This is a genomic window from Ancylobacter aquaticus (assembly GCF_004339465.1).
Taxonomy (GTDB): domain Bacteria; phylum Pseudomonadota; class Alphaproteobacteria; order Rhizobiales; family Xanthobacteraceae; genus Ancylobacter; species Ancylobacter aquaticus.
Window position 1 is genome coordinate 1,864,028 of sequence record NZ_SMFY01000001.1, and the last position, 20,224, is coordinate 1,884,251.

At 67.5% G+C, this 20,224-nt stretch carries 17 protein-coding genes; 10 read left to right on the top strand and 7 right to left on the bottom strand.

The annotated features are described in order from the left end of the window. Positions 1 to 3: 3 nt before the first annotated feature. The 3 genes from purN to EV667_RS08650 form a co-directional block, all read right to left on the bottom strand. Positions 4 to 657: a phosphoribosylglycinamide formyltransferase gene (gene purN / locus EV667_RS08640; protein WP_131834829.1), complete on the bottom strand. Its 654-nt coding sequence runs from the start codon at positions 655 to 657 to the stop codon at positions 4 to 6. Positions 658 to 671: 14 nt separating this feature from the next. Then, positions 672 to 1,754, bottom strand: coding sequence for a phosphoribosylformylglycinamidine cyclo-ligase (gene purM, locus EV667_RS08645; RefSeq protein ID WP_425359008.1), 1,083 nt, complete (start codon positions 1,752 to 1,754; stop codon positions 672 to 674). A gap of 84 nt (positions 1,755 to 1,838) precedes the next feature. Next, the gene (locus EV667_RS08650; protein ID WP_131834831.1) at positions 1,839 to 2,987 is read right to left on the bottom strand and encodes a benzoate/H(+) symporter BenE family transporter; all 1,149 of its coding nucleotides are present in this window, start codon (positions 2,985 to 2,987) and stop codon (positions 1,839 to 1,841) included. A gap of 217 nt (positions 2,988 to 3,204) precedes the next feature. Between EV667_RS08650 and EV667_RS08655 the strand changes: the two genes are divergently transcribed. From EV667_RS08655 to EV667_RS08670, 4 genes are all read left to right on the top strand, one after another. Further along, positions 3,205 to 4,332: an AI-2E family transporter gene (locus EV667_RS08655; RefSeq protein WP_131834832.1), complete on the top strand. Its 1,128-nt coding sequence runs from the start codon at positions 3,205 to 3,207 to the stop codon at positions 4,330 to 4,332. A 2-nt stretch (positions 4,333 to 4,334) separates the two neighbouring features. Further along, positions 4,335 to 5,072 (top strand): P-loop NTPase family protein, encoded by a 738-nt coding sequence (locus EV667_RS08660; protein ID WP_131834833.1) that lies wholly within the window; start codon positions 4,335 to 4,337, stop codon positions 5,070 to 5,072. Between the two features lie 136 nt (positions 5,073 to 5,208). Beyond that, entirely contained in the window at positions 5,209 to 7,380 is a 2,172-nt protein-coding gene (locus tag EV667_RS08665; protein ID WP_131835083.1) for an RNA degradosome polyphosphate kinase, read from the top strand. A 4-nt stretch (positions 7,381 to 7,384) separates the two neighbouring features. Continuing rightward, positions 7,385 to 8,902, top strand: coding sequence for a Ppx/GppA family phosphatase (locus EV667_RS08670; protein ID WP_131834834.1), 1,518 nt, complete (start codon positions 7,385 to 7,387; stop codon positions 8,900 to 8,902). Between the two features lie 4 nt (positions 8,903 to 8,906). Here EV667_RS08670 and EV667_RS08675 read toward each other — a convergent pair whose 3' ends face one another. Together EV667_RS08675 and rnd are read right to left on the bottom strand one after the other, a co-directional pair. Then, positions 8,907 to 9,842, bottom strand: a complete 936-nt coding sequence (locus tag EV667_RS08675; protein ID WP_131834835.1) for an amidohydrolase family protein — start codon at positions 9,840 to 9,842, stop codon at positions 8,907 to 8,909. Between the two features lie 52 nt (positions 9,843 to 9,894). Further along, a complete protein-coding gene (gene rnd, locus EV667_RS08680; protein ID WP_131834836.1) occupies positions 9,895 to 11,052 on the bottom strand; it encodes a ribonuclease D in 1,158 nt (385 codons plus the stop codon). A gap of 137 nt (positions 11,053 to 11,189) precedes the next feature. Between rnd and EV667_RS08685 the strand changes: the two genes are divergently transcribed. Both EV667_RS08685 and aspS read left to right on the top strand, forming a co-directional pair. Next, entirely contained in the window at positions 11,190 to 11,660 is a 471-nt protein-coding gene (locus EV667_RS08685) for a DUF992 domain-containing protein (RefSeq protein WP_131834837.1), read from the top strand. 165 nt (positions 11,661 to 11,825) lie between these two features. Then, on the top strand, positions 11,826 to 13,613 hold the full coding sequence (aspS, locus tag EV667_RS08690; RefSeq protein WP_131834838.1) for an aspartate--tRNA ligase: 1,788 nt from the start codon (positions 11,826 to 11,828) through the stop codon (positions 13,611 to 13,613). 87 nt (positions 13,614 to 13,700) lie between these two features. On the opposite strand, the gene EV667_RS08695 is transcribed toward aspS, so the two are convergent. Next, positions 13,701 to 15,695: a hypothetical protein gene (locus tag EV667_RS08695; RefSeq protein ID WP_131834839.1), complete on the bottom strand. Its 1,995-nt coding sequence runs from the start codon at positions 15,693 to 15,695 to the stop codon at positions 13,701 to 13,703. A 183-nt stretch (positions 15,696 to 15,878) separates the two neighbouring features. On the opposite strand from EV667_RS08695, the gene EV667_RS08700 reads away from it, so the two are divergent. The 4 genes from EV667_RS08700 (at position 15,879) to EV667_RS08715 (ending at position 19,533) form a co-directional block, all read left to right on the top strand. Further along, positions 15,879 to 18,158 (top strand): NADP-dependent malic enzyme, encoded by a 2,280-nt coding sequence (locus EV667_RS08700; RefSeq protein WP_131834840.1) that lies wholly within the window; start codon positions 15,879 to 15,881, stop codon positions 18,156 to 18,158. 116 nt (positions 18,159 to 18,274) lie between these two features. Next, a complete protein-coding gene (locus EV667_RS08705) occupies positions 18,275 to 18,586 on the top strand; it encodes a glycine zipper domain-containing protein (RefSeq protein WP_131835084.1) in 312 nt (103 codons plus the stop codon). Between the two features lie 235 nt (positions 18,587 to 18,821). Continuing rightward, complete coding sequence (locus EV667_RS08710) at positions 18,822 to 19,034, top strand: cold-shock protein (RefSeq protein ID WP_131834841.1); 213 nt, start codon at positions 18,822 to 18,824, stop codon at positions 19,032 to 19,034. A gap of 283 nt (positions 19,035 to 19,317) precedes the next feature. Further along, the gene (locus EV667_RS08715; RefSeq protein ID WP_131834842.1) at positions 19,318 to 19,533 is read left to right on the top strand and encodes a cold-shock protein; all 216 of its coding nucleotides are present in this window, start codon (positions 19,318 to 19,320) and stop codon (positions 19,531 to 19,533) included. A gap of 128 nt (positions 19,534 to 19,661) precedes the next feature. Here the strand turns inward: EV667_RS08715 and EV667_RS08720 are convergent, their stop codons facing one another. Next, the gene (locus tag EV667_RS08720) at positions 19,662 to 20,201 is read right to left on the bottom strand and encodes a GNAT family N-acetyltransferase (RefSeq protein ID WP_131834843.1); all 540 of its coding nucleotides are present in this window, start codon (positions 20,199 to 20,201) and stop codon (positions 19,662 to 19,664) included. Between the last annotated feature and the right edge of the window lie 23 nt (positions 20,202 to 20,224).

Here is a 20,224-nt window from a genome sequence, read left to right on the forward strand (position 1 = left end):
TGTTCAGCCGACCGGCGGGACGACCAGCGCCGGAGGGGCGAGGATGAACTCGTCGAGGACGACGCGGCCATTCTCCAGCCGGGCGCGGCCCTCGGCGACGAGGCGCAGCGCGGCGGGATAGATCACATGCTCCTGCGCCAGCACGCGGGCGCCGAGCGTGCCGGGCGTGTCGGCCTCCAGCACCGGCACGGCGGCCTGGATGAGGATGGGGCCGACATCCATCTCCGGCGTGACGAAATGCACCGTGCAGCCATGGATGCGCACGCCCTCGGCCAACGCCCGCTCATGGGTGTGCAGGCCCTTGAAGCTGGGCAGAAGGGCCGGGTGAATGTTGAGCATCCGGCCCGTCCACTTCTCGACGAACGGCCCGGTGAGCAGGCGCAGGAAGCCGGCGAGGCAGACGAGATCGGCCGCCTCCTCCTCCAGCACCGCGTCGAGCGCCGCATCGAAGGCGGCGCGGTCGGCATGCGCCTTGTGGTCGACAATGCGGGTGGGGATGTTGCAGGCCTGCGCGCGGGCGAGGCCGTGCGCGTCCGGGCGGTTTGAGATGACCACGGCGATCTCGGCCGGAAAATCCGGTGCGGCGGCCGCCTCGATCAGCGACATCATGTTGGAGCCGCGCCCGGATATGAGGACGGCCACGCGGGGCTTGGTCATGGCGCCAGCCTGGCTCAGAGCGGCGTGTCGAGGGTGAGCGTGCCGTCATAGACGGTGTGGGCTGCGCCCTCGCCGGGCTCGATGACACCCAGATGCATCACTTCCTCGCCGCCCTCGACGAACGCGCCGGCCACTGTCTCGGCATCTTCCGGGGCGCAGACCACCACCATGCCGATGCCGCAGTTGAAGGCGCGCAGCATTTCCTCCGGCGCCACCTTGCCGACCTGTGCCAGCCAGCGGAACACCGGGGGCACGTTCACGCCGTCAAGGTCGATGCGGCCGATCGTGTGCTTGGGCAGCACGCGCGGCAGGTTCTCGGTAAGCCCGCCGCCGGTGATGTGGGCGAGCGCCTTCACCTTGCCGGTGGAGCGGATGGCCGCGAGCGTCGACTTCACATAGAGCCGCGTGGGGATGAGCAGCGCCTCGCCCAGCGTGAGGCCGCGCGCGAAGGGCGCGGGGGAATCCCAGGTGAGGCCGGAGACCTCGACGATGCGGCGCACCAGCGAATAGCCGTTGGAATGCACGCCGGAGGAGGCGAGGCCGAGCAGCACGTCGCCGGGGCGCACATTGGGGGAGGGCAGAAGTTCGCCGCGCTCCACCGCGCCGACCGAGAAGCCGGCGAGGTCATAGTCGCCTTCGGCATACATGCCGGGCATTTCCGCCGTCTCGCCGCCAATCAGCGCGCAGCCGGCCTCGACGCAGCCCCGCGCGATGCCGGCGACGATGGTGGCGCCGATTTCCGGGGCCAGCTTGCCGGTGGCGAAATAGTCGAGGAAGAACAGCGGCTCGGCGCCCTGCACCACGAGATCGTTGACGCACATGGCGACGAGGTCAATGCCGATTGTGCCGTGCCGGCCGGTCTCAATCGCGATCTTCAGCTTGGTGCCGACGCCGTCGGTGGTGGCGACGATGAGCGGGTCCTTGAAGCCGGCGGCCTTGGGGTCGAACACCCCGCCGAAGCCGCCGATATCGGCATCGGCGCCTGCCCGGCGGGTCGCCTTGACCAGCGGCTTGATGAGATCGACCAGCCGGTTGCCGGCGTCGATGTCGACGCCCGCATCGCGATAGCTGAGGCCTTTTTCCGTCCCGGTCATCATGCGTCCCCGATCAATGCTCGCGGATTAAACGCTTATCGGGCGGCGGGCAAGGTGGCGGGCGGCTTTCCCCCGCACCCTGCAGCCTCAGCCCCGGCGTCCTGCATGCTCGATGGCGAGCGCGGTGAGGCCGGCGGCCAGCCCCCAGAAGGCAGAGCCGAGGCCGAACAGCGACAGGCCCGAAGCGGTGACCGCCAGCGTCAGCACGGCGGGGAAGCGCTTGGCGCCATCGCCCATGGCGGAGCCGAGCGCATTGACCAGCGGGCCGAGCAGAGCCAGCCCGGCGAAGGTCGCCACGAGTTCGGGCGGCAGGGCGGCGATCAGTGCCACCGCGCCGGCGCCGAAGCCGGCGAGCACGACATAGCTCAGCGCGTAGAACGGCGTCGCCAGCCAGCGCTTTTCCGGGTCGGGATGGGTGTCCGGCCCGGTGCAGATAGAGGCGGTGATGGCGGCGAGGTTGCTTGTCAGCGAGCCGATCGGCGCGGTGATGAGCGAGGCGATGGCGGTGGAGGCGAGGATCGACGGCGCCGGTGGCTTGTAGCCGGCCGCCTGCAGCACGGCCAAGCCGGGCAGGTTCTGCGAGGCCATGGTGACGATATAGAGCGGAATCCCGACGCCGATCATCGCCTGAAGGTCGAACTGCGGCACGATCAGTTCAAGGGTCGGCCACGGCACGCCGTCGGGAAGCGGGCCGACGCGGCCGAGGACGAAGGCCAGCGCGATGCCGAGCACCAGCACCGCCAGCACCGCTCCGAAAGGGCTGATGCGCCGCGCCACCAGGAAGAGCAGCACCAGCGGCAGCACCAGCAGCGGGTCGACCTGCCCGGCGGTGAAGACGGCGGTGCAGAATCGGAACAGCACGCCCGCCAGCATGGCGGCGGCGATCGCCACCGGCAGGCGCTGCACCAGCGCGCCGAGCGGCTTGACCGCGGCGGTGACGAGGATGAGCACGCCGGCGACGATGAAGGCACCTACCGCCAGCTCGATGGTGAGGCCGTGCGAGGCGGCGATCAGCGCCGCGCCCGGCGTGGTCCAGGCGGTGATGATCGGCATGCGGTGGCGCCAGCCGAGCCAAGCGGAGGTCGCCGCCATGGACAGGCACAGGCCGATGACGCCGGAGGTGATCTGCCCCGGCGTGGCGCCGAGCGCCTGCGCGGCCGCGACGATGAGGGTGAGCGTGCCGCCAAAGCCGACAAGGGCGGCGACGATGCCTGAGGTGACGAGCGAGGAGCGCATGCGGCGGGCCAGTGGAGCGTCGGGATGGGTGGGTGCGTCCCGCCTTCTGCCACGCCGGAACGGGCAAGGCCACGCTCGCGTTGGGGAAGGTGCTGTGAATGGCGGGGGCGAGCTCGTCGGCAGCGCCGCTTGTGCATCGCACGCGCGCCGTTTTCCTGTATTTATGTGAAAGAGGCGGCGCCGCGATGCGTGGGGCCGGGCAAGAGGCGGACGGCGAATGGCGTGGCACAAGCAGGTGATGTTCTGGCTGACCGTGCTCGGTCTGTTCATTGCGGCCTCATGGCTGCTGTCGAGCGTGCTTTTGCCCTTCGTCGCCGGCCTCGCGCTCGCCTATTTCCTCAACCCGGTGACGACGCGGCTGGAGCGCTGGGGGGTCAACCGACTGGTCGCCTCGCTGCTGACGATCACCCTGACGCTGCTGCTGGCGATCCTGCTGATGCTGCTGGTTGTGCCGATCTTCGGCTCGCAGCTCGCCGCTTTCATCCAGCGCCTGCCCGAATATATCGGCAAGCTGCAGAACCTGCTGACCGGCGAGGGAGAGAGCGCCGCGTGGCTGCGCGATTTCGTCGGCGACCGCATGCCGAGTGTGCAATCCGGGCTGAACGAGCTGGTCTCGCAGGGCGCAGCGTACATGCTGACGCTGATCCAGGGGCTTTGGACCGGCGGGCAGGCGCTGCTCTCCGTTTTCACGCTACTGGTCATTACCCCTGTGGTGGCGTTCTACATCCTCAATGACTGGGACAGCATGGTGACAAAGGTGGATTCGTGGCTGCCGGTGCGCCACCGCGCCACCCTTCGCGACCTTGCCGGCCAGATGGACAGCGCCATCGCCGGTTTCGTGCGTGGCCAGTCGCTGGTCTGCCTGATCCTCGGCAGCTTCTACGCCATCAGCCTGACCATGACAGGACTGAATTTCGGCTTCGTCATCGGCTTCGTCTCGGGGATCATCACGTTCATCCCCTATGTCGGCTCGCTGACCGGGCTAGTGCTCGCCGGCGGCGTCGCCATCGTTCAGTTCTTCCCGGACTATTCGATGATCGCCATCGTCATCGGCATCTTCGTATTCGGCCAGTTCATCGAGGGCTACATCCTCTCGCCCAAGCTGGTGGGCGACAGCGTCGGCCTGCACCCCGTGTGGCTGATGTTCGCCCTGCTGGCCTTCGGTTATATGCTGGGCTTCCTCGGCCTGCTGCTGGCGGTGCCGCTGGCGGCGGCGGTGGGGGTGCTGGTGCGCTTCGCCATCGGCCAGTACATGGAAAGCCCGCTCTATACCGGGGAAGGGGAGGCGGAACTGCACAGCGCCCCCGCGCCCGTGCCCTACCTGCCCGAGAGCCGGGTGCGCTGAGCATGGCCGCCCGGCAACTTGCCCTCGATCTCCCGCACGCCGACAGCCGGTCGAGGGATGATTTCCTGCCCGGCCTCGCCAATGAGGCGGCATTGGACCTGATCGATTCCTGGCCGGACTGGCCGGCCCGCGCCGTGGCGCTGGTGGGACCGGCGGGCTCGGGCAAGTCGCATCTCGCCGCCATCTTCGCCGGGGCCACCCATGCGCCGGTCATTCCGGCGGCTGCGCTCGATATTGCTGCCGTGCCCGGCCTGCTCGCCAGCGGCGCGCTGGTGGTGGAGGATTTGGGCGAGGGGCCTGTGCCCGAGGCGGCGCTGTTCCATCTGCTCAACCTTGTGGGCGAGCAGAAGGCGGGCCTGCTGATCACCTCGGCGCGGCTGCCCTCGACCCTTTCGGAAACCCTCGCCACGGCCGATCTCGCCTCGCGGTTGCGGGTGCTGCCGGTGGTGCGGCTGGGTCCGCCAGACGAGGAATTGCTGGCGGCGGTGGCGGTGAAACTGTTCGCGGACCGGCAGATACTTCCCGACGAGGCGCTGCTGGCCTACCTTCTGCCCCGCGTGGAGCGGTCCATTGCCGGGCTGCGCGATGTCGTCGCCGAACTCGACCGCGAGGCGCTGGCGCGCAAGCGCCCGCTGACAAGGGCACTCGCTGCCGCGCTGCTTCGCGAGCGTGTCGAGCCGTCGGACGAGATGGAACGGGCGCCCGGCGAAAATGTCCTCAACGACTTGACCATAGGTTAATCCCAACATGTCATCCAGCCGTCACGATGCCCGGCGACCTTCGCGCCGGACGAAGCGGGCCCCCCGCAAAGAGGATGGAGTGGCGACGGTGAGCGAGACGGAAACGCAGGTCGAGCAGGTTACCGAACTAACCGAAATGCCCATCCAGCCGACGGTGCCGGCCCGTCCACTGGAAGACGAGCTGATGAAGTCGCCGGAACGCTTCATCAACCGCGAACTGTCCTGGCTCGAATTCAACCGCCGGGTGCTGGAGGAGGCTGCCAACACCGAGCACCCGATGCTGGAGCAGCTGCGCTTCCTCTCGATCTCGGCCAACAATCTCGACGAGTTCTTCATGGTCCGCGTCGCCGGGCTGAAGGAGCAGGTGCGCGAAGGCTACACCGCCCGCAGCCCGGACGGGCTCAATCCCATCGAGCAACTGGCACGCATCGGCGTGGCGGCGGCCGAGCTTGCCGAGGACCAGCAGGCCCGCTGGCGCGGGCTGCGGCAGTCGCTTATCGGCTGCGGCATCGTGCTGGTGGACGGTGCCGACGTGCAGAAGGCCGACCGGGCGGTGCTCGACGACTTCTTCCTTTCCCACGTCTTCCCGGTGCTGACCCCGCTCGCCATCGACCCGGCGCACCCGTTCCCGTTCATCCCCAATCTCGGCTTCTCGCTGGCGCTCCAGCTCTCGCGCATCCATGACGGGCGCTCGATGAACGCGCTCATCCGGGTGCCGGCCAAGATCGACCGCTTCATCCGCCTGCCGGACAGCGAGGCAGGGGTGCAGCGCTTCATCACGCTGGAGCAGATGATTGGCCTGTTCATCGGCCGCCTGTTCCCGGGCTATCAGGTGAAGGGCCAGGGCGGCTTCCGCGTCATTCGCGACAGCGACCTCGAAGTCGAGGAAGAAGCCGAGGACCTGATGCGCCAGTTCGAGACGGCGCTGAAGCGCCGCCGGCTGGGGCAGGTCATCCGGCTGGAGATCGACGCCTCCATGCCCGAGGAACTGCGCGTCTTCGTCGCCCGCGAACTCGGCGTGGTGGAAGATGAGATCTTCCTCGTCGACGGCGTGCTGGCGCTGAACGAGTTCAGCCAGCTGGTCGGCGTCGACCGGCCGGACCTGAAGTTCAAGCCCTACAATCCGCGTTTCCCCGAGCGCATCCGCGACCATGCCGGCGACTGCTTCGCCGCCATCCGCGAGAAGGACCTCGTCGTTCACCACCCCTATGAATCCTTCGACGTGGTGGTGCAGTTCCTGCGCCAGGCGGCGCGCGACCCGAACGTCGTCGCCATCAAGCAGACGCTCTACCGCACCTCCTCCGACAGCCCCATCGTCAAGGCGCTGGCCGAGGCGGCGGAGGCCGGCAAGTCGGTGACGGCGCTGGTCGAGCTGAAGGCGCGCTTCGACGAGGAGGCCAATATCCGCTGGGCCCGCGACCTGGAGCGCGCCGGCGTGCAGGTGGTGTTCGGCTTCCTTGAGCTGAAGACCCACGCCAAGCTGTCGCTTGTGGTGCGGCGCGAGGGTGGGGCGCTGGCGAGCTACTGCCATGTCGGCACGGGCAATTACCACCCGATCACCGCCCGCATCTACACCGACCTGTCCTTCTTTACCGCCGACCCGGCGATCGGCCGCGACGTGGCGCGGATCTTCAATTTCATCACCGGCTATGCCGAGCCCGTCGGACTGGAAGAACTGGCCATCGCGCCGCTGACGCTGAAGCAGCAGATCCTCGACCATATCGCTGCCGAGATGGAATTCGCCAAGGCCGGCAAGCCGGCGGCGATCTGGCTGAAGATGAACTCGCTGGTCGACCCGATGATCATCGATTCGCTCTACCGTGCCAGCCAGGCCGGCGTGCCGATCGACATCGTGGTGCGCGGGATCTGCTGCCTGCGTCCCGGCGTGCCGGGCCTGTCGGAGAACATCCGCGTCAAGTCCATCGTCGGGCGCTTCCTGGAGCATGAGCGGGTCTATTGCTTCGGCAATGGCCACGGCCTGCCGCATGCCGAGGCGGCGCTCTATATCTCCTCCGCCGACCTGATGCCGCGCAATCTCGACCGCCGGGTCGAATCGCTGTGCCCGATCATCAACCCGACGGTGCACATGCAGATCCTCGACCAGATCATGGTCGCCAACCTGCAGGACAACCAGCAGAGCTGGCGGGTGTTGTCGGATGGTTCGTCGCAGCGCATAGTACCCGGCGAGGGCGAGGAAAAATTCAACGCCCAGCAGTACTTCATGACAAATCCGAGTCTGTCGGGACGTGGCAAGTCGCTCAAGGAATCCTCGCCCCGCAACCTCCTGCGCCGTCGCGATCGGACGTGAGCGCATGAGTGAAGTGTTGCGTGATGCCGGACACGGGCTGTTGTCCGGCATGTCGGTCGCCGTCATCGATATCGGCTCCAACTCCGTCCGCCTCGTCGTCTATGAGCGGCTGTCGCGCTCGCCGACGCCGATCTTCAACGAGAAGGCCTCCTGCGGGCTCGGCCGCGAGGTTCTGACCACCGGGCGGCTGAACCCGGACGCGGTGGAAAAGGCGCTCGCCGCCCTGCGCCGCTATCGGGTGCTGTGCGACCGCATGGGGGTGGGCAAGCTCTATGTGCTCGCCACGGCGGCGGCGCGCGATGCCGCCAACGGGCCGGACTTCGTTGCCGCCTGCACCGCGATCTGCCGCACCGAGGTGGAGGTTTTGTCGGGCAAGCGCGAGGCCCAGCTTTCCGCCCTCGGCATCCTCTCCGGCGTCCATCACGCCAATGGCGTGGTCGGCGATCTCGGCGGCGGCTCGCTCGAACTCGCCGACTTGCACGGCCAGCGCATCGGCTCCGGCGTGACCTTCCCGCTTGGCGGTCTCGCTTTGCAGGACACGTCCGGCCGGTCGCTCAAGAAGGCCGACAAGATCGTCAAGGACCTGCTGACCAAGGAGCCGCACCTCGAACATCTCAAGGGGCGCACCTTCTACGCCGTCGGCGGCACCTGGCGCGCCTTGGCACGGCTGCACATGTTCCAGCGCGGCTATCCCCTGCACGTGATGCACGGCTACATCATCCCCGGCCGTGAGGCGCTGGAGTTCTGCCGGCTGGTGCGGCGGGTGCCGATCGACACGCTCTCGCGCATCGACACCGTGTCCGATGTCCGCCGTCCGCTGCTGCCCTATGGCGCGCTGGTGCTGGAGCATCTCATCCGCATCGGCAAGCCTGCCAACATCTTCATCTCCGCGCAGGGCGTGCGCGAGGGCCTACTTTACGAGCTGCTGGGCACCGAAGAGCGCCAGCACGACCCGCTGATCACGGCCGCCGCGGAACTGAACGAGGTCCGCGCCCGTTCCCCCGCCCATGGCTGGGAGTTGATCGACTGGACTGACCATTTCATGAAGAGCAGCGGGATCGACGAGAGCGTCGAGGAAAAGCGGCTGCGCCACGCCGCGTGCCTGCTCTCGGACATCAGCTGGCGGGCGCATCCCGATTATCGTGGCGAGCAGAGCCTTAACCTCATCGCCCACGCCTCCTTCATCGGCGTCGACCATCCCGGCCGCGCATTTTTGGCCCTGGCCATCTATTACCGGCACATGGGGCTGGTGGACGAGGATCTCTCCCCGCGCATCCGGGAGTTGGTCTCGGCGCGGCTGTTGGACCGGGCGCGCATTCTCGGCGCGGCGATGCGGGTGGGCTACATCCTCTCCGCCGCCATGCCGGGCACGCTGCCGCTGACGCCGCTGACGGTGGAGCGCGGGAAGCTGGCCTTGCAGTTGCGCGGCGAGCTGGCCCCGCTCAGCGGCGACCGCATCGCCAACCGCCTGCGCTCGCTCGGCCGGCTGATCGGCCGCGAAACGGTGGTGCTGGCGGGGTAGGCGCTCAGGCGCGCGGCAGGCGGAACCAGTCGCGCGCCGTGCCCGAAAACAGCGCCGTGCGCTCCACCTCGGAACAGCCGGCGAAGATACGCTCGTAAGTCTCATACAGGGCGTCGAAGCCGTGTGAGAGCGCGCTGATCGGTAGGTGGCTGCCGAGCATGCAGCGCGAGGGCCGAAAGGTCTCGACAATGGCGAGGATCCACGGCCGCACTTGCTCTTCGCTCCATCCGAGCCCGAAGATGCACTCCACCGCCGAGATGCTGGCGCAGACATTTGGGCAATGGCTGAGCGCTTTGAAGTCGGCGCGCCAGCGCTCGAAGCCCTCGCGATCGAGTTGGGTCGGCCAGCCCATCACCGCGACCGTGAAGGCGATGTCGGGATGGGCGCGGACCACGCGGGTCAGCTCCGGCAATTGCGGGCCGCAGACTTCCAGCCCGCAGCGCAGATCCGTGCCGTTCAGCCGGGCGAGACCGGCAAGCCATGCCGGATCGGTCATGAGGTCCGGGCGCGGCGCGAAGCGGCGCAGCGGATGGACCGGGTCCCATAAGAGATGCTGGCGCACGCCCGTCAGGTTGGGCAGCGTGCGATAGATGTCGAGGCGGGCCTCCAGATCAGGCTGCTGGAGATCGACCAGCCCGACCAGTGCCATCGGCACGCAAGCCGTGTCGGCTATCCGCTGCGCCCAGCACGCTTCGGCGATCGGATCGGCCGACATGAATTCGTGCCAGATCACGCCCTCGACCTGCCGCGCGGCGGTAGCCTCAATGTAATCCTCGATCAGGAAGCGCCTCGGCATCGCCGCGTAGTCGCCGACGAAGGATTCGAACACCACATCGCGTCGCTCGAAGATGCCGAAGCGGTTGGCCTGCCCGTCATACAAATGCAGATGGGCGTCGATGATGGCGGTGCGGCCCTTAGCGGCGGTCAGGGTGTCGGTCATCGTCGTCGCCTCGTCGGTTCCCGCCGGGAGTTCCGCCGGGCCTTGCGGAAGGCTACCCAGCCTCGCGCTCCAGCGCGATAACGCGGCCCTTCTGCATCGCCAGCGCCAGCCGCCCGGACTTCAGCGCCATGGCGCGCTCGCCGAACAATTCGCCGCGCCAGCCGCGCAGTGCGCCCACATCGGGCTCGTCCTCGGAGGCGATGCGTTCCAGGTCGTCCACCGTGGCGATGACCTTGGCGGCGACGCCGTGCTGTTCGGCGGTCATGCGAAGCAGCACCTTCAGCAGTTCCACCGTCGCCGAGGCGCCGTTGGAGAGCGGCCGGTCGCGGTCGATGCGCGGCAGCGTCTTGGGGTCGCGCGCCAAGCCCGCTTTCACCGCCTCGACGATCATCTCGCCGGCGCGGGAGCGCTCGAACCCCTTGGGGATGGCGCGCAACTGGCCGAGCTTCTCGATGGATGTGGGGTGCTGGGAGGCGATCTCGCCGATCACGTCATCCTTGAGGATACGCGAGCGCGGCGTGTCGCGGGCCTGCGCCTCGCGTTCGCGCCAGGCGGCGACCTCCATCAGCACGGCGAGGTCCTTGGGCTTGCGGGCGCGCGAGCGCAGCCGCTCCCAGGCGCGCTCCGGCTCCTGCCGATAGGTGTCGGCGGAGGTGAGAACCGCCATCTCCTCGCCCACCCAATCGGCGCGGCCGCGCTTCTTGAGGTCGGCATCGAGCTTGAGGAAGACGTCGCGCAGATGGGTGACGTCGGCCTCGGCATAGGCGATCTGCGCGGCGGAAAGCGGGCGGCGCGACCAGTCGGTGAAGCGCAGCGACTTGTCGAGCACCTCGCCGGTGATGCGCTGCACCAGCTGGTCGTAGGAAATGGAATCACCATGGCCGAGCACCATCGCCGCGACCTGGGTGTCGAACACCGGGTGCGGGATGATGCCGGCGAGGTGCCAGACGATTTCGATATCCTGCCGGCCGGCGTGGAACACCTTGAGCACGTTGGCGTCCGACATCAGCGCGAAGAGCGGCGCGAGATCGAGGCCCTCCGCCAGCGCGTCGACCACCAGCGCTTCGTCCACGCTGGCAAGCTGCACGACACAGAGCTTGGGCCAGAAGGTGGTCTCGCGCAGAAATTCGGTGTCGATGGTGATGAACGGATGGCGAGCCAGTCGTGCGCAGGCCGCGGCGAGTTCGTCTGTGCTGGTGATCATGTTCATGTCGGTTTTTACATATCGGAGTCGGGGCGCCGTTTCGACCCCGAAACATGCCGCAATTTGGCGAAAGGATTAACCATTCGCGGCTACGAGTCGCAAAACTTTTCCGGCGGGGTGCCCGCCATCACTGGGGGATACCGATGAAAAAGACCGCCTTCGCTCTCGCCACCGCCGCTCTGGCGCTGTCCTTCGTGCCCGCTTCCGCCGCCGACCGGGTGAAGGCCGGGGTGCTGGTCTGCAATGCCGGCGCCAGCATCGGCATGCTCATCGAGTCCAAGCAGGAACTGACCTGCACCTACACCCCGGCCGATAACAGCCCGGTGCAGAACTATGCCGGCACCATCAAGAATATCGGCCTGGAGCTGGGCGTTACTGGCGGCGGCGTGCTGACCTGGGGCGTGCTGGCGGTGACGAATTCCTTCGCGCCGGGCGCCCTTGCGGGCACCTATGCCGGCGTGACCGGCAATGTGGCGCTCGGCGTCGGTGTCGGCGCCAATGTGCTGGTCGGCTCCGACGAGTCCTTCGCGCTCAACCCGATCTCGGTAGAGGGCAATGTCGGGGCCTCGCTGGCGCTGGGCGTCGGTGGCCTCACCCTGCGCTACGTGCCCTGAGCCGGGGCCGCCCGCGGCCGGCACGCCGGCGCCGGGCACCCGTCTCGCCTTGACAAAGGCAAGCCTCGCATGCACCCCTCCGCGCGCCCCGCGTGAGGGGTGTTTTGCTATGTTCCGCCACGTCGTTCAGCCACGTCTCGGCGGCACCAACTCCGGGAAGACGCCATGCACCGCTATCGCTCGCACACCTGTGGCGCCCTTCGCGCCAGCGATGTCGGCTCCACCGCGCGCATTTCCGGCTGGTGCCACCGCATCCGCGACCATGGCGGCGTGCTGTTCATCGACCTGCGCGACCATTACGGCCTGACGCAGGTGGTGGTCGACCCTGATAGCCCGGCCTTCAAGCTGGCCGAGAGCGTGCGGGCGGAGTGGGTGATCCGGGTCGACGGCCGCGTGCGCTCGCGTCCCGCCGGCACCGAGAACCCCGAACTGCCGACCGGGCAGGTGGAGATGTACGCCACCGAGATCGAGGTGCTGGGCCCCGCCGCCGAGCTGCCGATGCCGGTGTTCGGCGATGTCGAGTACCCCGAGGAAACGCGGCTGCGCTACCGCTTCCTCGACCTGCGCCGCGAGAAGCTGCACAAGAACATCATGACCCGCGGCGCCATCGTCGATGCCATGCGCGCGAAGATGAAGGGGCAGGGCTTCTTCGAGTTCCAGACGCCGATCCTCACGGCTTCCTCGCCGGAAGGCGCGCGCGACTTCCTGGTTCCCTCGCGCCTGCACCCCGGCAAGTTCTACGCCCTGCCGCAGGCGCCGCAGCAGTACAAGCAGCTGATCATGATGAGCGGCTTCGACCGCTATTTCCAGATCGCCCCCTGCTTCCGCGACGAAGACCCGCGTGCCGACCGCCTGCCGGGCGAGTTCTACCAGCTCGACCTGGAGATGAGCTTCGTCGAGCAGGAAGACATTTTCGCCGCCGTCGAGCCTGTCATTACGAGCGTGTTCGAGCAGTTCGCCGAGGGCAAGCCGGTGACGAAGAACTGGCCGCGCATTCCCTACGCCACCTCGATGCAGAAATACGGCACCGACAAGCCCGACCTTCGCAACCCGATCGAGATGCAGGATGTGTCCGAGCATTTTCGCGGCTCGGGCTTCAAGGTCTTCGCGCGGATGCTGGAGGACCCGAAGAACCGGGTCTGGGCGATCCCGGGCACCGGCGGCGGTTCGCGCGCCTTTTGCGACCGCATGAATTCGTGGGCGCAGGGCGAGGGCCAGCCGGGGCTTGGCTACATCATGTGGCGCGAGGGCCAAGAATCCTCTGAAATTCCGGGCGCCGGCCCGCTTGCCAACAATATCGGACCCGAGCGCACCGAGGCTGTCCGCGCTCAGCTCGGCCTCGGCGCGGGCGATGCCGCCTTCTTCGTGGCCGGCAACCCGGAAAAGTTCGTCCGCTTCGCCGGCCTCGCCCGCACTCGTGTCGGCGAGGAGCTCAAGCTGGTCGACCATGACCGCTTCGAGCTGGCCTGGATCGTCGATTTTCCGTTCTACGAGTGGAGCGAGGACGACAAGAAGGTCGACTTCTCGCACAACCCCTTCTCCATGCCGCAGGGCGGGCTGGAGGCGCTGAACAATCAGGACCCGCTGACCATCAAGGCGTTCCAGTACGACATCGCCTGCAATGGCTTCGAGATCGCCTCGGGCGGCATCCGCAACCACCGCCCCGAGGCGATGGTGAAGGCGTTCGAGATCGCCGGCTATGACGAGGCGACGGTGCAGGAGCGCTTCGGCGGCCTCTACCGCGCCTTCCAGTATGGCGCGCCCCCGCATGGCGGCATGGCGGCCGGTGTCGACCGCATCGTGATGCTGCTGTGCGGCACCACCAATCTGCGCGAAATCTCGATCTTCCCGATGAACCAGCAGGCGCAGGACATTCTGATGGGTGCGCCGAACGAGGCGAGCCCGAAGCAGCTGCGCGAACTGCACATCCGCACCAACCTGCCGGAGAAGTAAGCCGCCAGAAGCAAGCCGCCCGACAGAGCGCGACTGAAAAGGGCGGCCGGTGGCCGCCCTTTTTGCGTGAGTTGGCGCTCTGGCGGCTCAGGGGGAGGGGAGTGTCTCGACATTCAGCTCTTCGACTAGCCCCAGCGGGTCTTCGCTGTTCAGCGCCTCGACGATCAGCAGGATCGGCAGCGGCTCGTGGCGCGGGGTGACGCGCAGGGCGAGCGTGCCCATGGGCTTCTGCACGAAGCGCACGAAGGCTTCCACCGCCGGGCCGAGTTCCGGCCGGTCCGTCACGGCCTGCGCCAGCAGCAGGTCGGCGAAGCCGGCGAAAAGCTGGCGGATATCCTCCGCCTTCAGCCCCTGCTCCTTGGCGGCGGCCTCCAGCTTCTGGTCGTAGAGGCCGGCATCGGTAACGGTCAGGTCGAGCGCGCCGAGGTTCACCTCCATCGCCCCGGCCAGTGCCTCGTCCGGCTGGGTGGAAAAGACCGAATCGTCCACCGCGCTCAGGGTGAGCTTGCCGTTGAAAGAAAAGGCGTCGGAGACTTCAACATAGGCGGGGTCGACCACCACGCTGTTTTCCGCCTCGTTCCAGGCGGCGCCGAAATCCATGGCGATGCTGGCCCGGTCCACCTGCCCCGGCACCAGCGCGAAGGCGGAATGGCCGGCGTTGATCATGGCGGTTGGCCCGCTCATGCGCAGCGTGGCGGAAACGCGGGTGGGCAGGGCGTCCGGCTCGGCGGTCCAGGTGAGGGCGAATTTGTCGATGTTGACCGGCGAGTCGTCCTTGGTGCTTGCAGCGAAATTATCCAACGTGATGGCACCGAGGGTGTTGAAAAAGGGCACAGGCCAGCGGGCGAAGGCCTGGGGATCCTCGCTTCCATCAGCCAAAAGGCTCATCAGCGTGCCGAGCCGCAAACTGCCGAGAGCGAAGCTTCCCATCTCGACGGCGATGTCGTCGGGCGCCTTGATCGCCAGCTTCTTCACGCTGAAGGTTTCGATCCGCCCACCATCCACCCCGGCGACTGTGAAGGCGCCCATGCCGACGGAAATGTCGCCCGGCACGGCAACTTCCAGGCCCTCGATCCCCATGGAGGTGAAGCGCACCCCTTCATCGAGCGCGCCTGAGAGCAGGCGCAGGAGCCGGGCGTTTTCCGGCATCGACGGCTGTATTTCCGTCGCTTGCACGTCTTCGAGGTGCTGGCCCGCAACGCGCAGCTCTTCAAGGGGAATGGCCGAGGGCCGGATCGCCACATCCTTCATGGACATGACCGCCATGCGATACGACGTGCCGCTGCCCACAGTGACCGCGTAATCGTTGATGGTAACAGAGTCATGTATCGTGATGAACGCGTCGCTGGCCTCGCGCTGTTCGGGATCGAACAGGACGAGCATTCCCGCGATATCGAAACCCTTGATGTCGACATGCCCCACCGAGCCCTCTCCGGAAAGCTCGGGAGGACCGCTGAAGGTCAGGCGGGAGGGCTCCGCCGTCATGGTGGCGAAGCGGCCATTGGCCAGCTTTTCGAGGCGGATGGGTCCGTTATTCTCCTCGTTCTTGACTAGGACGTCGCCCGCGCCGGTGCTGCCGGTGCCGATCGAGGCGGGAATGTCGACGCGCTCCGCCGTGATCGCGCGGAAGAAATCGAGGGCGATCTGCGACGGGCTGCCGTTCACCGGAGCCTGCGCGGGGAATTCGAGCGCCGCGAGGTCGACGCGGGGTGCGGTGTAGCGCGTGATGCCGGGCGTGCTGAGGCCGGCCGGGATGTCGATCGTCACATCGGTAATATCCACCGTGCGGGCGAAGACCCGGTCGGAAGGGCGCTGCTCGACCCCGTTCGCGACGAGCGAGCCGATCTTGAGGACGCCCTGGGCCGGGCCGGTGAGCGACAAGTCGTGCAGCTCGAACCGGCCGGCGAACAGGTCGTAGCGAACCTCGCCGACGCTCCCCTCGGCGCCGCCGCCCCGCAGCGTGGACAGCGCCGCGTCGACCTGGCTGCGCGCCACATGGTTGACGTAGGCGGCAAGGCCGAAATAGCCGCCGACACCGACGACCAGAAGGGCAATGAGAGCGAGGAGGAACGGCTTGCGCATGCGAGGCTGACTCTGGGGACGTGCCGGGGGACGGCGTGAGGCTGACGGGCTGGCAGGGTCATGCCGGCCAATGGCTCACCTTAAACCAACCGCCCAAAGACCAGCACCAGAAAATCGGAAAGGCGTTGTGCCGCAGGCCAGAATCCCTATGCTCCCGCGCCAAGCTCCGGGGAAGGAAACACGATGGCCTCTTACATCTCCGACGATCTGCGCTCTGGCGCCATGTTCTATCACCGCAATCCGCGTCCCGGTAAGCTTGAGATCCAGCCGACCAAGCCGCTCGCCAACCAGCGCGATCTTGCCCTCGCCTATACGCCCGGCGTCGCCGCCGTCTGCGAGGCGATCGCCGCCGACAAGTCGCTGGTGGCCGAACTGACCGCCCGCCAGAACCTCGTCGCCGTTGTCACCAACGGTACCGCGGTGCTCGGCCTCGGCAATATCGGCCCCGAAGCCTCCAAGCCGGTCATGGAGGGCAAGGCGGTCCTGTTCAAGAAATTCGCCGGCATCGACGTGTTCGACATCGAGATCAACGCGCTGGAGCCCGACCATGTGGTGAGCGTGGTGGCCGCGCTGGAGCCGACCTTCGGCGGCATCAACCTCGAGGACATCAAGGCGCCCGAGTGTTTCGAGATCGAGACCCGGCTGCGCGAGATCATGAAGATCCCGGTCTTCCATGACGACCAGCACGGCACAGCGATCATCGTGGTGGCGGCTGTCGTCAACGCGCTGTTCCTCGGCGGCAAGAAGCTGGAGGACGTGAAGATCGTCACGTCAGGCGCCGGCGCGGCGGCGATCGCCACGCTGAACCTGCTGCTCTCCATGGGCGCGCGGCGCGAGAACATCTGGGTCACGGACATCGAGGGCGTGGTCTACGCCGACCGCAACGTGCTGATGGACCCCTACAAGGGGGCCTTCGCCCAGAAGACCGACAAGCGCACCCTGGCCGAGGTCATCGAGGGTGCCGACATCTTCATCGGCCTTTCCGCCGGCGGCGTGCTGAAGCCGGAGATGCTGGCGGCGATGGCGGATCGCCCGCTGATCATGGCGCTGGCCAACCCGACGCCGGAAATCATGCCCGACCTCGCCCGCGAGGCGCGCCCGGACGCCATGATCTGCACCGGCCGCTCGGATTTCCCCAATCAGGTCAACAATGTCCTGTGCTTCCCCTTCATCTTCCGCGGCGCGCTGGATGCCGGCGCGACCACGATCAACGAGGAGATGAAGGTCGCAGCGGTCAACGCCATCGCCGAGCTGGCGCGCGAGACCCCCTCCGATGTCGTCGCCCGCGCCTATGGCGGCGAAACCCCGGTGTTCGGGCCGAATTCGCTCATTCCCTCGCCCTTCGACCCGCGCCTCATCCTGCGCATCGCCCCGGCGGTGGCCAAGGCGGCGATGGAATCGGGCGTGGCCAAGCAGCCGATCGCCGATTTCGACGCCTATCAGGAGCAGCTCGACCGCTTCGTCTTCCGCTCCGGCCTGGTGATGAAGCCGATCTTCGCCCTCGCCAAGCAGGCGCCCAAGCGCGTGATCTACGCCGAGGGTGAGGATGAGCGCATCCTGCGGGCGGCGCAGGTGGTGGTGGAGGAAGGGCTGGCCCGCCCCATCCTCATCGGCCGCCCCTCGGTGATCGAGACGCGGCTACAGCGCTTTGGCCTGTCGATCCGCCCGGGGCGCGAATTCGACCTCATCAACCCCGAGGACGACCCGCGCTACCGCGACTATGTCACCACCTATGTCGAGCGCGCCGGCCGGCGCGGGGTCACGCCGGAACTCGCGCGCACGCTGGTGCGGACCACGCCGACGGTGATCGCGGCGGTGGCGGTGGTTCGCGGCGACGCCGACACCATGCTGTGCGGCGTCGAGGGGCGGTTCATCCGCCATCTGCGCCACATCCGCACCATCATCGGCCTCGCGCCGGGGGTGCGCGACGTGGCGGCGCTGTCGATGTTGCTGACGCAGAAAGGCGCGTTCTTCCTCTGCGATACCCAGGTGCAGACCGACCCCACCGCCGAGGACCTCGCCGAGATGGCGCAGCTGGCCGCCGCCCATGTGCGCCGCTTCGGCATCGAGCCCAAGGTGGCGCTGCTGTCGCATTCCGACTTCGGCTCGCGCGACGATGACAGCGCCCACAAGATGCGCCGCACGCTCGACCTGATCCTCCAGCGCGCCCCCGACCTGATGGTCGATGGCGAGATGGAGGGCGACAGCGCGCTGGTGCCGGAGATGCGCGAGCGGGTGCTGCCGGGCTCGCGCCTGCAGGGCGTGGCCAACATCCTCGTCATGCCCAATCTCGACGCCGCCAATATCGGCTACCAGATGGTCAAGGTGTTCGGCGACGCGCTGCCCGTCGGCCCGATCCTGCTCGGCGCGGCCCGGCCGGCGCATGTGCTCACACCCTCCGTGACGGCGCGCGGCATCGTCAACATGACCGCCATCGCGGTGGTGGAAGCCCAGCACGCCTGAAAGCGGCGAGACGGACAAGGGGGCGCGTGCCGACGGGCGTGCGCCCCATTTTAGAATGGGCCTGTCATGCCGCCATGGCGTGACGGATCTGCCAAGCGGAGACGACGGACGTGAAGATGCGCTGGATGATTGCCGCCACTGTCGCCGGGCTGACGCTGTGGGCGACGCCGCCGGTTTCCGCCCAGAACAGCACCGCGCGCGGCGCCATCATCGGAGGAGTCGCGGGCGCGGCCATCGGCGGGGCGGCGACCGGCACGGCGGGCGGTGCCGCCGCCGGCGCTGCCATCGGCGCGGGCACAGGCGCCGTGATCGGCTCCAACCGCAACCGGCGCGCGCGCGCCTATTATTTTCAGCGCGGTGGCCGCTGCTATCTGCGCCAGAACAATGGCCGGGTGGTGCGGGTGGACCGCCGGCGCTGCTGGCGCTGACCCCGACACGTCGGGCAAAGCTGCCGCAGCGGCATCTTTTCGCCTGCCGGTTGTTTTATGACCGAAATGTGGCTGGTTTTGCCGTGGAAATGACATATTTCTGACCAAGCTGTACACAGCGCGAACGTGCCCGGACGGGTCGCCTCAAGGTGGTGCGGCAGGGTGGCGTTCGGCGCAATTCGGCGGGTCCCGCGGGGATGCGTCGGTGTCTCACTGGTCTCGAAGGTTGTGTCTGATGGCGGATACCGGCACGGTTAAGTGGTTCAACGAGCAGAAGGGCTACGGCTTCATTCAGCCCGACAATGGCGGCAAGGACGTTTTCGTCCACATCAGCGCGGTGCAGCGCTCGGGCCTGCAGAGCCTGCGTGACGGTGACAAGGTCTCCTTCGATCTGCAGACCGACCAGCGTTCGGGCAAGACCTCGGCGGTTGATCTTCGCCCGCTCTGACGCGGACATTCGACTGAAATCGGACGGTTTCGTCCGATTATACTCAATACAATGTCGTCGTTCCCCGGCGGGACGGCGACATTTATGCTGGTGCGATGCCCCCCGATACCGTGCACGCCTCTTGCAAACAGGGCCATTCGCGGTAGTCTCACGCGCAGACTTTGGCTGAATTCGGGGCCGTTCACCTCCTTGGGGTGGCCGGTCGGCTTTTCGTCCAAATTCAACCCAGCGGCGGGGCCGTGCCTGCGCCGGATGTGCAACCTCGATACGTGAGACTTTCCGAATGTCTACCCAGACCGGCACCGTGAAGTGGTTCAACGAACAGAAGGGCTACGGCTTCATTCAGCCCGATGGCGCTGGAAAGGACGTTTTCGTCCATATCAGCGCGGTACAGCGTTCGGGCCTGCAGGGCCTGCGTGACGGCGAGAAGGTTTCCTTCGAGCTGCAGACCGATCAGCGCTCCGGCAAGGACTCCGCCGTCAACCTGCGCGTCGGCTGATCCGAAGCCGGCCCTGGTGCCGGCTTCCGCGTGAACAATGGAAAGCCGCTGGCCCTTGGGGGACGGCGGCTTTCTTTTTGGGGCGCGCGCGTTACGGGCCCCCGATCCGCACAGCGCGGTGTGCCCGTTCAGCGCCCGGTGTTCGTAGCGCCCCGCGGGCGCTCCAGCAGCGCCATAGGCTGGCCGCCATAGGAGCTCTCGGCGAAACGGCGGAATCCGAGCTTGCCGGCGATGTGCAGCGAGGCGCTGTGGTCGTTCTGGATCATGCAGGTGAGGCGGCTGCCGGTGCCGTGCGCGTCCGCCCAGCCGAGGACGGCGCGCATCGCTTCCTCGGCATAGCGCTTGCCCTGCGCCGCTCCGGCGAACACCCAGCCCGCCTCCATCGTGCCCTCGATCGAGGGAATGAGGGCGCGCTTGAAATCATGGAAGCCGACCTCGCCGACGAAGGCGCCGCTCGCGCGCTCCTCGACCGCGAAGGAGCCATAGCCGAGAAATTGCCACAGGCCGGGAAGGCGCAGGAACCGGCTCCACGCCGCCTCGCGCGAGAACGGCACCCCGCCGATAAACCGCACCACGTCCGGCTCCGCCCACAGGACGGCATAGGCCTCGAAATCCTCGGTCCGGTGCGGGCGAAGGAGGAGGCGGGCGGTGGTGAGGGTGGGGATCATCGTTGCTGCCGTGCTGCTGCCGT